This is a genomic window from Rhodoflexus caldus, assembly GCF_021206925.1.
Lineage (GTDB): Bacteria > Bacteroidota > Bacteroidia > Cytophagales > Thermoflexibacteraceae > Rhodoflexus > Rhodoflexus caldus.
The window spans coordinates 14,006-29,694 of record NZ_JAJPRF010000023.1; the positions used below are offsets into that span (position 1 = coordinate 14,006).

The window sequence follows — 15,689 nt, forward strand, 5'->3', positions numbered from 1 at the left end:
GACATGCACCGTTCTACTTTACTGCATCTGCGGCTGCCGTTTTCTTTCTTCCTGTTGCCGGTCTTTCTTTTTGCCTGTGCGGTAAGTGCCCCCGCACTGACACCTTTCCCCGCTGTCATTGCCTTTATGGCATGGCATGTATTTGTCTATCCTGCCAGTAACGGCTACAACTCTTACTTTGACAAAGACGAAGGTGCCATTGGCGGGTTGGAAAAGCCACCTCCCGTCAGCCGCGAGTTATACACAACTGCGCTTTTGTTCGATGCCATGGGTGTTGCGCTGGGGGTGCTTGTCAGTTGGCAGTTTGCCCTTGCACTGTTGGTCTATGGTCTTGTTTCCAAAGCATACAGCCACCCCCAAGTGCGATTGAAAAAATATCCGATTGTCAGCCTGCTGACTGTTGGTGTTTTTCAAGGCTTTTTTGTGTTTATCAGCTCTGCACAAGCGCTTACGGGCAAAGGCTGGGCAGAATTGATGACGGCGCAATGGCTGATTCCTGCCGCGCTTTCCTCTCTGATGCTGATTGGTTCTTACCCGATGACCCAGATTTATCAGCATGAGGAAGATGCCCGCCGCGGCGACCAAACCATAAGCCTCTTGTTGGGTGTCAGGGGTACTTTTATTTACACAATGTTTGTGTTTACTATTGCCACGGCAGGTTTTATCGGCTATTTCCGACAGTATTTTTCCCCATTTGTTGCCATAGGTTTTGTAGCGGCTCTTTCTCCGGTGCTGCTGTTTTTTTTGTGGTGGATGCGGCAGTCGTTTGCTTCGCCTGCACGTGCAGATTTCAAAAATACCATGCGGCTCAATCTGCTATCGGCCGTTTGCCTGAACGGATTTTATCTGGTACTGTGGGCAATGCGGTGATGCCATTGCAAGCGATGAGAAAGCACATGGAGAGCGTTCTATTTTACCGCAAAGTACTTACAAAGCCGCTACCACCTTCTCCTCTTCGGTGTAGAGCAGCAGTGCACGCACGGGGCGGTTGGCATATACGGGAATTTGTGCAATCAGGCGGGCATATCCTCTGATTTGCTCGGCATGTTTTTGCTGCAATTCAATGCCTGTTTTGTAGTCAAGAATGGTGATTTGTTGCGGGTCTATCACCAGTCGGTCGGGGCGGAGGGTCTTGCTGTCGCGCTCGCCTTCTTTTTTGGCAATCAACTCTTTTTCGTTGAGGACTACGCGCCCGGGCAGCGCTTCAAACAGCGGCGCAATTTCGGGCAAAGCCAGCAGTTGCAACATTTTCTCCTGTAAAATGGCTTTTTCCTGTGCGGTAATCAGCCCTTCATGCAACAGGGCAGCAGCGGCCAGCGGTACATCTTCCGCATAGCGCACTTTTTCAAAGGCATAGTGCAGCAGTAAGCCCTGTTTGCGGGCATCATACAATGCCTGAATGTTAATGCGATTCTCGCCTTCGCCCTTGTCGCCGCGTCTCATGCGCAATTTATCGCGGCTTTCCGTGCTGAGGAATGTTGTCATCGTGTAGGATTTTACATCAGGGGCGGTAACTTTTCGCTGCACGGGGGCGGTTTCCTCGGCAAACAGGTAGCGCACCGAGTCGCTTACAGCTATCTTTTTGGCTGCCATCTGTTCGGCAAAAGCCAGCAAAAGTGCACTGACATTGCTTGGCTTCTCGCCGGACTTTTGCGCTTTGCCGATAATGTAAAGCCGATTTTCAGGCCTTGTCAAAGCTACGTACAATACGTTGAGTGCATCGGTGAGTATGGCCTGTTTTTCTAATAGGAAATAGTCGGCAAAGGAAGTCTTTTCCAGTTTTTGTGTGGCCGGCACCCAAAGTGCGGGCAGTTCGGGAGCAAGTTGCTCGTTTCGCCAAGGCACCCAAATATACGACTTGCCGTCGGCAGTAAGTTTCCAGTCGGCAAAGGGCACTATCACAATTGGGAATTGCAGCCCTTTGGCACTGTGGATGGTCATCAAACGGATGGCGTCTTCCCCCGAAGGAGGCATGGAAACCGAAATTTTATCGGCTTTTTTGCTCCAATATTCCACAAAATCAGCCAGATTATTGCTACGGTTTTGACTGAAAGCCAGCAGTTCATCCAGCAGTCTTTGTAGGAAAATCTGCTCGGAAGGGTCGTCGTTCAACTCAAAAATGCGGATGAGTTCCTCGCCGATTTCATACAGCGAAAGATATTGCAAAGCCCTGAAAATAAGACGCTTGCCAAATCGGTCGCGAATGAATTGCAGAAATTCGCTGACACGCGGTTTTTTGGCATTTTCCGCTACTTCGCGATGCGTTTCGCCTGAATAGTCGCCGTTGATGCCGTCAATTTTCAGGTGTTTGTAGAGGAAATACAGTACTTCCGACTTAACAATCGGGTTCAATGGCTGCACCATAATCTGCATAAAGCCGACAATGAAACGCACCCGTGCCGAATTGCTGATGAGCAGCGACTCCGGCGAAACAACGCGATAGCCCGCTTCTACCAGTCTGCCTGCCAGTTCAATAGCTGCCCGATTGGTACGACAGATGATGGCAATTTCCCCTAGGCGGAAACCATCGACCACTGCCCGATTGATAATTTCTTGACAGGTTTGGAAAGTTTTATCGGCATATGCTGCCGCTTTTATCTTGTGGTCTTCTCCCAGCAATAGCAGTTCCACATGTCCGGTTTCCTTTTTACGCGGCTGCTGTCGGCCTTTTTCATAGTAGCGCGGCAGATTGGGGTACTCGGCACTGAACTTTTCTATTGTCCAATCAAAAAGTTCGTTGTTGAAATTGACAATAGAAACAACGCTGCGGAAGTTGTATTCCAAATGATATGGTTGATAATATTGCCTAAAAACGCCGATTTCTTCTGCAATGGGCGAATCGGGCAGCACGGTGGGTACATCGGGCAGTTGCACCATCAGCTCGGCATTGCCACTGCGCCAGCGGTAGATGGACTGCTTGGCATCGCCCACTACCATGTTCGTATATCGGCCGCTTAAAGCATTGGTTATCAGTGGAATCAGATTGTGCCACTGCATTTGTGAAGTATCCTGAAACTCATCTATGAGCAGGTGATGGTAGCGCTCACCCATGCGTTCGTAGAGATAGGGTACAGGCTCCGACTCAATGATGCGGTTAATCCGGTAGTTAAATTCGCTGATATGCACCTTGTTGCGCTCCAGCATGAGCATATCCACTTCGCGGCGCAACTCGCCCAAAACGGCCAACTGATAGATGCTGCGCAGCGCCAGTTTGGATTCGTTATAAACTATCAGATGTTGGTCGCGCAGGTGGTCTATGTCATAAAAAATTCGCGTCAAATCACCTGCAATATTTTCAATCGCTTGTTTGTCGTAGGCTTTTGCCTTGGTTGAAGTCCATTTGCCGTCGCGCACATTGTTGTGTATAGTATCGCTTGCTCCGTTAATAAATGCCGTAAAGTCTTTTTCGGCGAACTTACGGAAATAGGATATAATGCCGCGACTGCCGCCTGCCAGTGCCTCATCGCTGATTCTGTGTTGTTTTATCAGGCTAACGGCTTCCTTTCCAAGTTCCAACAGTTGATTTTCAATATTTTGAGAAAAATCATTCAATTGCTGGCGGATGTATAAAAACCGCTCGATAGGAATTTGCGACAGCAGTTCTACCATCAGGCGGCTGTCTTCGCGGAACAGATGAGCACCAAATTCAATGAGTGCCTTGTCGGTACGCCAGCGCCTGCCTTCTTCGGTTTCCTGTCGGGTAAACCCCCGCATCAGGCGCGTCAGAGTGGCATCGCCGTGTGTGCCCACGCGCTCCAACAGGCGATTGACCGCCGCTTCCAACAGTTCATCGGCTTCCAGTTCTATTTCATAGTTATAGGGCAGGTCTAAGTCTTTGGTGAAAGACTGCACCACGCGGTTATTGAAGGAATCTATGGTGCTTACCGAAAGGTCGGAATAGTGGTGCAGCATGTGCGTGAAGGTAGCTGATGCGCGGCTGCGTACTTTTTCAACTGTCCAGTTTCCCGTAGGGTACTCGGCGGATATTTCGGCAGTGAGTTCGTCCAAAAAGGCGGAACTTGCTCCTTCGGGCAACTCACTGATTTGCCGCAAAGCAGAAATAATCCGCTCTTTCATTTCCTTGGCGGCATCTTTGGTAAAAGTTATTGCCAGAATATGCCGATAATAATCGCCTCTGAAAAACTCGCCGTTGGCAGGGGCAGCCAGTGCCAGCTTCAGAAATTCCTTGGTCAGCGTGTAGGTTTTCCCCGACCCGGCAGATGAGCGATATACCTTGAATTGGGACATAGACAGTAATGGAAGAAGCGGTTGAGCAAAGTTCTTTTTTTGAACGTTAATTTCAGACGATTGAGAAAATTAGAACGAACTTTAATATTCTACCGCAAAGTCCGCTAAGTTTTACGCCAAGCACGCTAAACGTCTTTCTGACAATTTTTTTTCTTTGTGCGCTCTGCGGTTGAGCCTTCGCGCACTTTGCGGTAAAACAGAAGACGCTATTTACTTCCCACTCAAAAACGCCGAAATATCCTTGTCCAACTGCACCAACGAAGGCTGATGAATGTACATCATGTGCCCCGATTCGTAGTAGGTCATGCGGATGTTGTTGCGCAGCGAAGGGTCTAAAAACATGTGATGAATCGTATAGTCGGTGGCAAAGTAGGGCGTGGCAAGGTCGTAGTAGCCGTTGGCAACCAGCACGCGCAGGTAAGGGTTCTTGCTGATAGCCTGCCGCAGCGTTTCCGATACGTTCAGGTATTGGTTTTGCACATTGTTGTAGTTCCAAGGCTGCACGCGCCCTGTCAGGATTTCGTAGGGCAAATCATTTTCATATTTCAATTCGCGGCGCACATAGTCGTTGATTGCCATGGTGTAAGGGCCATAGATAGCCGCATTATAGCTTGGGTCAAATTCGTTGGTTTCGCCTGCGTAGTCGTAGTCAAAGCCTGTGATGCGCCCGTCTAACCTGCCGACTGTTTTGCGTTCGCGGCGCAGCAATTCTTTGCAAAAACGCTGAATATTGATGCGCAAATTGGTTTGTAGTAAATATTCTACGCTTAGTCCTGTGAATTTGCTCAACTTTTCGGCAATGGCTTTCTGTTCTGCATCTGTCAGGCGGTCGCCTTTCATCAGTGCCAGCGTGTACTCGTTCATGGCAAAGTTTTCCACCTGCGGCAACAGCGTTTTCAGGTCGGGAAATTCGCTGCCCAATTGCTTGTGATACCATGCAATGGCTGCGTAAGTGGGCAGAAACAGCGCATAGGGCAGGTCGTTGCCTTTTTCAAAGCGGGCAGTCTGAAAGTTCATGATGGCGGAAATGAGAATCAGCCCGTTCAGGTACATGCCGTGGCGGTCTTGCAGGTAGCCGCTCAACCCTGCTGCGCGGGTAGTGCCGTAGCTTTCCCCTGCCAGATACTTGGGTGAATGCCAACGCTGAAAACGGGTTGTCCATAGGCGGATAAAATCGCCGACGGCAGTGATATCTTCGTTGTAGCCCAAAAATTCTTTTTTGTCCACGCCTTCCGCAGGGCGGCTGTAGCCCGTCATCACAGGGTCAATAAACACCAAATCGGTATCATCTAACCATGTATGCGGGTTGTCCACAATTTGGTAGGGCGGTGCAAGTGCTTCGCCTTTGTCGCTCATCAGGATGCGTTTGGGGCCGGCAGTGCCCATGTGCAGCCACACCGACGAAGAGCCGGGGCCTCCGTTAAAGGTGAAAGTTACGGGGCGGGTGCGCGTATCGGTAACACCGTCTTTGGTGTATGCCACGAAAAAAATATTAGCACGGGCTTTCCCATCCTCTTCGCGCAGAGTAAGGTAGCCTGTTGTTACCTTGTAGCGCAATACCTGTCCGTTAAGCGTGATTTGATGCTGCGTTACCGAAAGCGGCATATCGGGGGCAGGGGCCGCTTTGGCTTTGTCTTGTGCCGTTGCAGACATCGCACCGAAGCAACAAAAGGCGAGAAGTAGCAGAATGTGTTTTGCGTTTTTCATATGTGTTAAAAGCAGATGTTTATCAATCGGCAAGATAATAAGCAGTTGAGTAAATTGAATCACATTTCAACATGTCCCCGTTGCACGTCGGTTATGTGCCATAGGCACTGCATATCGGTAGAAAAATGATGTCCTATTCCTTTTTTTGCCTCATCAGGGGGCTGCATATCCGTATTTTTATGCCTACATGCATACAAAAACACAAGTGATTTGCGAAAAATGCTTTGTATAAATTAATGAAAAACAGGTATTTAAACATGATAGGTCTCAAAGACCTGTCATGTTTGTGTTAAATGCTTAATAGTGTATAGAATAGAAAGGGAAACTCTTCATGCTATGCAGAACGTACTCAACTACTTATGCCAAACATTACACGGCTGCTGAAATTATCAAAAATAAACGCAAGACGTTTAGCGGCGAATAAATTTCCGTATTTTTGGGCATTGTGAAAAAGATTGCTATCAACCTGTTTTTTTACGCCTTTGTTTCACTGGCTTTTGCTCAAACTACGCTGAAAGACAACGCTTTGGACAGTGTCCGCAGACAGTTGAAACAGCCCGGCTTGGCGGATACCCTGCGCATAGATTTACTCAATACCTTGGCATTTAATCTGTACGGCAAGTCGCTTGACAGCGTGCGTATCATGGCAGATTCGGTCAGTAACTATGCACGCCGCATAGGCTACGACCGCGGTCTTGCAGCCTCTTACTGGATTAAGGGCATGTATCTGGAAGACATCGGCGACTATGGCGGTGCTATTGATACCTATCTGCAAGCACTGCGGATTTTTGAGCGGTTGCAAGACAAATCCGGTATTGCCCGTGTCAATAACCTGATGGGACTGGCACACCTTCCGCTGAAACGCTTTGATGAGGCATATGCCTATTTTTCAAATGCGCTGGCAACCTATCAGGCAATGGGCAACCGCGAACGAGTGGCTACCTGCCTTAACAATATGGGGTTGGTTTATGTGGAAAAAGGCAACTATGAACGCGCTATTGATTTGATTAACAAAGGTTTAGTCATCAATGATTCCTTGGGGTTGCGCAATAAAGTGGCCGTAAGCCTGAATGATTTGGGCGAAGCGTATTACCGCAAAGGTGATTACTTGCAAGCGCTCACATTCTTTAAAAAATCGCTGAATATTAATCAGGCAATTGACCGCGTGTCTAAACTGCCCGAAAATTACAACAATACCGCTGCTGCATATCGGCAATTGGGGCAATACGACGAGGCCATCAGCTACTACAAAACAGGATTGGAAAAAGCACTTGCGCTGAATTTCAAAGAACAAATCATTGCCGCCTATCAGGGCTTGTCTGCATGTTATGCAGAGCAAAACAAGTTCAAAGAAGCGTATGAGTACCATCGCCTGTTTCACCGATTCAGCGACTCATTGTTCAATGCGGAAAGTGCCGATAAAATCGCCCGCCTGCAAACACTTTATCAAACCGAACAACAGGCAAATAAAATTGCCCTGCTTACCAAAGAAAAACAACTGCAAGAAGAAGAGGTTGAGTTACATCGTTGGCAGTTGGCAGGAGTTTCGTCTGTTTTGTTGCTTTTTATGGCATTAGCCTTCGTTTTCTATCGCAACTGGAAGCAACGTCAAAAAGCTAATCAGCTATTGATGATTAAAAACGAAGAAATCAACCAGAAACACGAAGAAATACGGATTCAGGCAGACCGCATTGCTCTTGCACTGAGTGAGTTGGAGGTGCGCAACCGAAATATCACTTCCAGCCTGAACTATGCGCAACGCATCCAGTCGGCAATTTTGCCCACCGAAGCACGCATTAAAAAATCGCTGCCGCAGTTTTTTGTCATTTACAGGCCGCGCGATATTGTTTCAGGCGATTTTTATTGGTTTCAGGATATTGGCGAACTGGAAAACGGCAGCTCGGGCGAGCGCATGATTATTGCAGCGGCAGACTGTACCGGACACGGCGTGCCCGGCGCATTTATGAGCTTGATTGGCAATGACTTACTCAATCAGATTGTCAATCTGCGCAATGTTTATCAGCCCGGGCGGATACTGAATCTGTTAGATAAAGGGGTGCGCAAAGCATTGCAAAAAGAAGGCTCCGACAACCGCGACGGTATGGAACTTGGCATCTGCTATATTGATTTGCCTGCTTCCCAACTGTATTTCAGCGGCGCTATGAATCCTTTGTACTGCGTGCAGGACGATGCTTTCCACGTCATTAAAGGAACTAAGCACTCCATTGGCTCTACATTGGAAGGTGTTGATTTTCAAGAGCATAGCATCAGGCTTGACCAACCTGTTACCTTCTACTTGTGTTCCGATGGTTTTCAAGACCAGTTTGGAGGGCCTGCCAACCGCAAGTTTATGGTTACGCAACTCCGCGAAGTGCTGCACAAGGCCTCACAGATGCCTTTTCATCAGCAACAACAGTATCTGGAAACCACACTTGACAACTGGATGGGGCATCAGCCACAGATTGATGATATTTTATTGATTGGCGTCAGGATAGATTAGTTCATATCAGATTTCGTAACTTTTGCCTTTGAGGTCAAAGAACGCACATGAAAAAACTACTGATATATCTGATTTTCTGTTGGTTGCCTTACTTGGCATCGGCACAAAACACCGAAATTCATCCACGCCTGCTCAACCGCGAATGGGAAGCCTCATGGATTGCCTGCCCCAATGTTCCGCTCAAATCATTCGGTGTTTATCATTTCCGCAAAACTTTTGTGCTGGAAGCCAAGCCCGATAAATTTATCATACACATTTCGGCTGATAACCGATATAGGCTGTTTGTCAATGGCTTGCCTGTTGCACACGGCCCGGCGCGCGGCGACCTTGCCTATTGGTATTTTGAAACCGTGGACATTGCCCCCCATTTGCAGGCTGGCGAAAACACGTTGGCCGCCGTTGTTTGGAACTTTGCCGAGCACATGCCTTGGGCGCAAATCAGCCACCAGACGGGCTTTATTTTGCAGGGCAACACCGAAGCAGAAGCAATTGTCAATACAGACAATACTTGGAAAGTCTTTCATAATCAGTCCATTAGCCCCATCCCCATCCGCATGGAAGAAATGCGCAATTTCATCGTCATCGGGCCGGGGGAGGCAGTGGAAGGCAGCCGCTACCCTTGGGGATGGGAAGAGAAAAGCTACAACGACAGTGATTGGCAAATGGCGATGCAACTCTACAAAGGTATGCCACGGGGCAGGGGAACAGGCTCGGTATATTACCTCACCCCGAGAACCATCCCGCTCTGGCAAGAGCAACAGGAGCGCTTTGCGCACATCACCCGATTTTCGGGCATTGCCGCAGTTACTGAGGCATGGCTCAAAGGCAGGCAACCTTTGCGCATTCCGCCTGCTTCGCGGGTTTCCGTTTTGCTGGACAATAAGCGGCTGACAACCGCCTATCCCGAACTCATTGTGCAGGGAGGCAAGGGCGCATCGGTTGAACTGACCTATGCCGAAGCCCTGATGGACGACAATTTACAGAAACACCACCGCGACAAGACAGAAGGCCTGAAAATATTCGGCTACAAAGACCGCTTCCGACCCGACGGCGGCAACAATCGCCTGTTCAGGCCACTTTGGTTTCGCACCTTTCGCTATGTGCAGTTAGACATTCAGACTGCCGAGGAGCCGCTCATCCTCACCGATATTTCCCACCATTTTACGGCCTATCCATTGGAGGAAAAAGCCCGCTTCAGCAGCGATGATGCGGAACTGGAAAAAATATGGAAAACAGGCTGGCGTACGGCACAACTCTGCGCCAATGAAACCTATTTTGACTGCCCTTACTACGAACAGTTGCAGTACGTGGGCGATACCCGCATTCAGGCGTTAATTTCCCTCTACGTAAGCGGCGATGACCGATTGGTACGCAAGGCTATTCAGGACATTAACCGCTCGCGCGTACCCGAAGGACTGACACAGGCGCGCTACCCAAGTGCCGTGCAGCAATTCATCCCGCCGTTTTCACTCTACTGGGTGTCAATGGTACACGACTACTGGATGCATCGGCAAGACGATGACTTTGTGCGGCAAATGCTGCCCGGCATACAGCAGGTTTTGCAATGGTTTGCCGACAATACCGACCGCAGCGAAGACATGCTTGGCGGGCTGCCTTGGTGGAACTTTACCGACTGGACTGACCAATGGCAATGGATGAACGAGACCAGCATAGGCGGCGTTCCCGACGGTGCAGAAAAAGGCAGCTCTTCCATTCTGACCTTCCACTATGCCTATACGCTGCGGCAGGCTGCCGAATTATTTGACTATTACGAACAAAAAGAACAGGCTGCGCTTTACCTGCAACAGGCAGAAAAATTGGCTCGTTCCGCTTACAATGCCTGTTATGACGTACAACGTGGGCTGGTAGCCGATACGCCCGAAAAAAGAAGTTTCAGCCAACATGCCCAAATTATGGCTGTGCTGAGTGGCGGTGCGCCGCTGTTGCAGCAGGCCAGCCTGATAGAGCGTGCCTTAGCAGATGCAAGCGTAACACAAGCAAGTTTTTACTATCGGTTCTACCTCACTCGCGCAATGGTTAAGGCCGGCATGGCCGACTTTTACTATGCCTCTTTGCAACCTTGGCGCGATATGCTGGCCATGGGGCTGACCACCTTCGCCGAGAAAAGCGACCCCACCCGCTCCGACTGCCACGCATGGTCGGCAAGCCCCAACTACGATTTTCTGGCAACCATCTGCGGCATCATGCCCGATGCACCCGGCTTTGCCAAAGTTCGTATTGCCCCTGCCTTGGGTATGTTGAAAAGCGTAACCGCCGCTATGCCTCACCCCGACGGCATGATTCGCGTATGGCTGACCCGCTTGCCGAGAAATGCCATCAAAGCAGTCATTGAACTGCCTACCGATACGGAAGGTACATTTATCTGGAACGGTAAAAGCTATCCGCTCAAAGGCGGCACGAATGAATTGGCAGCGAAATAGTGCGGTAAACTTAAGAAAGTGAGCAGATTACTGCGTTTTATTTACCGCGGAGTGCGCAAAGGTTTAACCGCAGTGTACACAAAGAAAAGATTTATCATAAAAACACTCAGCGCTGTTAGCGTAATACTCAGCGGGCTTTGCGGTAAATTTGAAAGGCCGTTTTAAACTACTCACCCGATTATCATGCGAAGGGTACATTGAGAAGGGAGTGAACAGGTTGGAGTCGCGATAAAATCACCATACAAAGGCCATCCGTTTTTGGGCATATTGTTTTATCGCCTTTGCATAAACAAGGTTATTTTTCCCTCCGCAATACTGCCTTCATGCGGTTAAACAGTGCGTAACTGTTCACCGTCGGCACGGCTGCCCCCTGCTGCTGTCCGCCGCTTATCCGTACGGGTGCTGCTTTGCCTGAAATGATTTCGTAGTGAAGCGCATCTGTTCCCTCCATGCAAACGCGTGAAACAATGGTGTTTTCCATTACGACAAAAGTTGTAAACAAGCAGTTGCCGAGCAGATACGGATCCAGAATGATTCCGTTTTTTTCGTCAATCGCATAGTGGCCTTTGGCTGCATCAATCGCTATCAGTTGGTAGTCCCTCCTGTCGGGTTTGTCCGTGCCCGCATTGTAGGTAATAACGTAGCGCCAACCACTGTCGGAAGGGGCTATTTCCAGCGACACAGGCAGTGTTACATTTGCACGACCGGTCGCGATAATTTCCATTTGCCCCGTCCATTTACCGTACCACTCATCTGAAATTGTATGCTGAGCGGTTGCCTGCCAAGCAGCAAAGCAGAAAAGTAAAACCCAACTTATTTTCATTGTTGCGAAATTTTTTTGATAGCAGCCACTCCCGTAATCTGTGCGGTCAAATGGCGATAGCTTCTTGTCAGTGCTTCCAAAGTATGGCTGTCCAATCGGTTGATGCGCTGTTTTTGCCTGAGCAGGTCTGCAAACCGATAATAGCGAAACGCATAATAACCTGAAACAGGCAAACTGATGAGATAGAGCAGCACCTGCCACCATGTATCGCTGATGAAGTGCGCAAACAGCCAACCATACAACGGATAAAACAGTCCAAAAGTAAAAATCCCCAACACAAGATTAATGGGGGCGCGATATACCGTTTCCTGCGTCAGGCGAATGGCCAGCCACCCGGGCAGCCGATAAGGAATACGGTTATGCAATTCACTGTACAGATAAAACGGAAAACCCGCTATAAGAGCTAAGCGCTCAAAGGGATGGATATGTACCAATCTCCCTTCGTTTTTTTGGGGCGTATGCTCTAAGATGTTGCTGAAAACCCGCGGCGATATTTGATGCTGCCTTAAATCTGCCAGATACCGAGTCAGGTCTTCCTGAAATTGCCGAATGCCGTTAGGGTTTTCTTTCAAAAGGGCATCCACTCCGGCTGCTATTTCCTGCGCCAATGTAAATACCGAATCGGTATGCAAGGGGTCTAAGCCAAGCTCTTTTCTGAGTTGATTGCCGTACATCTCCTCAATCTGTCGCGTAAGGCGGTCTGCTTCTTTGTTGGGCGTAATTACAAGCATGGGGCGCAGCCGATTGGCCATTTCTTGTGTCAGTGCCTGTATGCCATTGGGGTTATTGGCAAATGCACGGGCAGAAATCGGCGGAGCATAAGTCAGTTTCAACAAACTCTGAAATCGGCGCGGATTGGTGTAATTAATGCCTGCACAAACAATCCGTACATCCTGTTCGGGTGGCAGATGCGCCAAAGCACCCAAGGCAATGCGTGCCGTACCTGTTTTCAGGGGGCGCAATTCGCGGCGGTCTTCGCTGGTTCCTTCGGGAAAAATCATCAGCGCACCGCCTTCTGCCAACAGTTCAAAGCAGGCAGAGAAGGTCTGCTCATTCTTTTGAGAAGCGTCTGCACTGTCCTGTTGCCGATAAATAGGAATCATGAACAACTGCCGAAACAGCCACTTGACAAATGGCGAGGTAAAAACGCCTCCGTTGGCCAAAAAATACACCGGACGGCGCAGCCACACCGCCACCACAATAGGGTCTAAAAACGTGCTTGGATGGTTAGCGGCAATAATCAGTGCGCCTTTTTTGGGCACGTGTTCCAGCCCGCTGAGGCTGATACGTCCAAAAAAGGCGCGAATGGCAATCAGAAAAATAAAACGCAGGAACTGATAAAGCAGCATAGGCAGCAGTTATTCTACCAATATACGCTTTGTCAGTGTATTTCCGTCAATATCGAGCGTTACTAAATAAATGCCTGCTGCACGGCTGCCCAAATTCAACTCGTGTATCAGTCGCAGGTTGTTGGTCTTAACCGATTCGGTCAGAATTTCGCGTCCGAGTACATCCGTTACCCGAATCTGCACGTTTTCGGCGCGTTTGAGGAATGCCCCGAACACGGTTATTCTGCCATCTGCCGAAGGGTTGGGGAAAATGCGGATGTCTTCGCGGCTCGCCAAGTAGTCTTCCAAACCTACGGCATCGGCTTGTATTTGCAGGTTGTCAATTGCCCAACCCCAGCCGTTCACGGACTCATCTACAAACAAACGGAAACGGAAAATCACTTGGTCGCCGGGTTGGAAGGTACGCAAAATATCAATGCTGCGCGGTCGGAAAAGGCTCGGAGTGCCTACGGTAGATGAATTGGGGTTATTGGCAGACAAGCCGCGATTGTAAGCACTTAACCATTCAGGTTTATCGCCCGAATCGTAACCGTTGAGCAGGCGTGTCCATGTTCTGCCGCCGTCTTTGGAGCCTTCTACAATCACATAATCCCAAAAATTCTGTTGCCCGAAAACCGAGCCCGGGTCGCCGGGTTCTACCAATACGATTTCATCAAAACGAATGGTAGAATTTTGCTGACGAATGGTGATAGGGAAGCGCATTTGGTAGATGTAGTTGCTTTCGTTGTTCAATCCCGAACCGTCTTTGTAGGGGTGGTCGGAGTGGATAGCCCCGTTGGTAAATCCTGAGGGGGTTTCTACCCTGAAATCAGCCCCTATAAAATCCTCTCCTCCGCCTTGGTTGAAATCGTTGTTGTAACTGTCGCGGGCAGGTCGCAAACCTTCTACACGTACTTGATGAAACCCGTTGGCGGGGTTGCTTGCCTGATTGCGCCTGCTGCTGATGTCGCTGGCTACTATGCGATAGCTCAATGTCGTACCGTCCACAATACGCCCTTGCGGAAAGCGAAGGAGGGCTGCAAAATTATTCGCCTGCACCTCAACCATGCCGGCCGTTGCAAGCGATTCGTTATCAAGTCGGTACTCTACATAGGCCGTATCTACGCCCAACTGGTCGGTAATGTTGGCAGAAATAATCACCTCTGTTGTGTTCGCCTGCAAAATGGAAAGCGGCGTATGATTAATGACAGGAGGCGCGTTGTCTGTTGCAATAATGAAGGCATAAGTAACCCGTGGGGCAACACCTGCCGGCCACAGAATCTGCACGTTTTGGCGTGTATTTTCGGCAATCAGGTAGTAGTTAATCGTTACCTGACGGTTAGGCGCAGGAATCTGTCCTTCATATACATTGCCCGAAATGCGGCGCATGGTGGCCGTTTGCTGGGTGGCAAAGCGGTCTAATGAGTAAACAATGCGCACTTCGTAATCGGCAAAATTCAGCGTAGTATCGCTTAACAGCGTAGCGCGCAGCGTAAACGGACGGTCTGCAATGTCCGTATTGGGCTGCGGCGTATGCAGCAGGCGGGTGTTTCGCCAACCCATCTGGTCAAACATGGCGAGCGTAACAGGCCCCGGGTCATGGATAGCCTCACCATTACCGATGGACGAAATCATTAACTGGTTGCTGGTGCCGTCATAGGTGCGGTCGTCTAAGTGTGAAATGCTGGAACCCTGTTGCCAAGGCGATGGCGCAAACAATGGTGCAGGTACGCCCAAGTTGGCACGCCGCACCTGTGCCCCTTGAAATACGACTTGACCGCCGGTCAGTTCGCGCCCGAGAGCAGCGGAGTTATTGCGGAAAATGGTAGAGTCTAACAACGACTCACCTCGCGAATTTTCAACAAAAAGGTCATAAACAAAGGGGAAGCCGCTGTCGCCCCAGCGCCCGAAATTGCGGCCTGTCTCAAACTGAAAACTGCCGGCAAAGCCCAAACCGTGTCCGATTTCATGTAATACGACACTTGTCAAATCCCATTTGTCGCGGGGCGGGTTTGCATCCGTTCCCAAATACCAATTGTTATTGTTGCTATTAAAGTTGGCAATAATATCGGCATCTTCCCCGTTCAGTTCTTGCCCAAGTAGTTTTTCGGCCAATGCCACAGGATACCATACCGGAAAGCGAGGCAAAAACGGCGAACGATAGAATCCGTTACTTGTAGCGCTGCCCAATACGTTGGCACGGCTGTTAGGCTCCCACACCGCCCGAATGCGGATAGGCACGGGTGAAGTAATTAAGGTCGACCAGATATCAACTGCCCGCTGAAAGGCTGCCTGTGCTTCGGGAGAAAACCCCTGATACTGAACGATAAAGCGAGCGTTTTCGGTTTCTTCTGTTCTGCCGCTCCTGCGTGCTTCTGCCCATTTCAGATACGCATCGGGGGGCGGAATATTTTTGCGAATATGATTGGTTGTCGGAGGACATACTATCGGCAAGCCCTCTTTGCGATGCTCTACTTGCAGGCGCTGCAATACCGTTTTTTGTGCCTGAACAATGCCTGTTGTCAGTAATAACATCAACAGAAACGAAACGCCCGAAACAAACAGTAAATTTTTTTTTGGCATGGGTTCAAATTTTTAAGAGGTGAACATGGGGTAATTTACTCAATTATTGTCAAATCTAT

General features: G+C 49.3%; 8 protein-coding genes. 3 read left to right on the top strand and 5 right to left on the bottom strand.

What is annotated here, in order from left to right:
- The first annotated feature begins 3 nt into the window (after positions 1-3).
- Positions 4-870 carry a UbiA family prenyltransferase gene (locus tag NDK19_RS16155; RefSeq protein WP_250632946.1) on the top strand — a complete coding sequence of 289 codons (867 nt, stop codon included), beginning with the start codon at positions 4-6 and terminating at the stop codon, positions 868-870.
- A gap of 57 nt (positions 871-927) precedes the next feature.
- On the opposite strand, the gene NDK19_RS16160 is transcribed toward NDK19_RS16155, so the two are convergent.
- Both NDK19_RS16160 and NDK19_RS16165 read right to left on the bottom strand, forming a co-directional pair.
- Positions 928-4,248 (bottom strand): UvrD-helicase domain-containing protein, encoded by a 3,321-nt coding sequence (locus NDK19_RS16160; RefSeq protein WP_250632947.1) that lies wholly within the window; start codon positions 4,246-4,248, stop codon positions 928-930.
- A gap of 210 nt (positions 4,249-4,458) precedes the next feature.
- Complete coding sequence (locus NDK19_RS16165) at positions 4,459-5,955, bottom strand: S10 family peptidase (RefSeq protein ID WP_250632948.1); 1,497 nt, start codon at positions 5,953-5,955, stop codon at positions 4,459-4,461.
- Between the two features lie 445 nt (positions 5,956-6,400).
- Between NDK19_RS16165 and NDK19_RS16170 the strand changes: the two genes are divergently transcribed.
- A complete protein-coding gene (locus NDK19_RS16170; protein ID WP_250632949.1) occupies positions 6,401-8,455 on the top strand; it encodes a tetratricopeptide repeat protein in 2,055 nt (684 codons plus the stop codon).
- 47 nt (positions 8,456-8,502) lie between these two features.
- The gene (locus tag NDK19_RS16175; RefSeq protein ID WP_250632950.1) at positions 8,503-10,896 is read left to right on the top strand and encodes an alpha-L-rhamnosidase-related protein; all 2,394 of its coding nucleotides are present in this window, start codon (positions 8,503-8,505) and stop codon (positions 10,894-10,896) included.
- Between the two features lie 295 nt (positions 10,897-11,191).
- Here NDK19_RS16175 and NDK19_RS16180 read toward each other — a convergent pair whose 3' ends face one another.
- The 3 genes from NDK19_RS16180 to NDK19_RS16190 are packed head-to-tail and all read right to left on the bottom strand — an operon-like array spanning position 11,192 to position 15,630.
- Positions 11,192-11,719: a hypothetical protein gene (locus NDK19_RS16180; RefSeq protein ID WP_250632951.1), complete on the bottom strand. Its 528-nt coding sequence runs from the start codon at positions 11,717-11,719 to the stop codon at positions 11,192-11,194.
- Entirely contained in the window at positions 11,716-13,068 is a 1,353-nt protein-coding gene (locus NDK19_RS16185) for a lysophospholipid acyltransferase family protein (RefSeq protein ID WP_250632952.1), read from the bottom strand. Before NDK19_RS16185 ends, NDK19_RS16180 begins: the two co-directional genes overlap by 4 nt.
- 9 nt (positions 13,069-13,077) lie before the next feature.
- The gene (locus NDK19_RS16190) at positions 13,078-15,630 is read right to left on the bottom strand and encodes a T9SS type A sorting domain-containing protein (protein WP_250632953.1); all 2,553 of its coding nucleotides are present in this window, start codon (positions 15,628-15,630) and stop codon (positions 13,078-13,080) included.
- Positions 15,631-15,689 lie beyond the last annotated feature (59 nt).

Bases quoted from the DNA above. Each gene is read 5' to 3' on its own strand.
- NDK19_RS16155 (WP_250632946.1), top strand. From the start codon at position 4: ATGCACCGTTCTACTTTACTGCATCTGCGGCTGCCGTTTTCTTTCTTC.
- NDK19_RS16160 (WP_250632947.1), bottom strand. From the start codon at position 4,248: ATGTCCCAATTCAAGGTATATCGCTCATCTGCCGGGTCGGGGAAAACC.
- NDK19_RS16165 (WP_250632948.1), bottom strand. From the start codon at position 5,955: ATGAAAAACGCAAAACACATTCTGCTACTTCTCGCCTTTTGTTGCTTC.
- NDK19_RS16175 (WP_250632950.1), top strand. From the start codon at position 8,503: ATGAAAAAACTACTGATATATCTGATTTTCTGTTGGTTGCCTTACTTG.
- NDK19_RS16180 (WP_250632951.1), bottom strand. From the start codon at position 11,719: ATGAAAATAAGTTGGGTTTTACTTTTCTGCTTTGCTGCTTGGCAGGCA.
- NDK19_RS16185 (WP_250632952.1), bottom strand. From the start codon at position 13,068: ATGCTGCTTTATCAGTTCCTGCGTTTTATTTTTCTGATTGCCATTCGC.
- NDK19_RS16190 (WP_250632953.1), bottom strand. From the start codon at position 15,630: ATGCCAAAAAAAAATTTACTGTTTGTTTCGGGCGTTTCGTTTCTGTTG.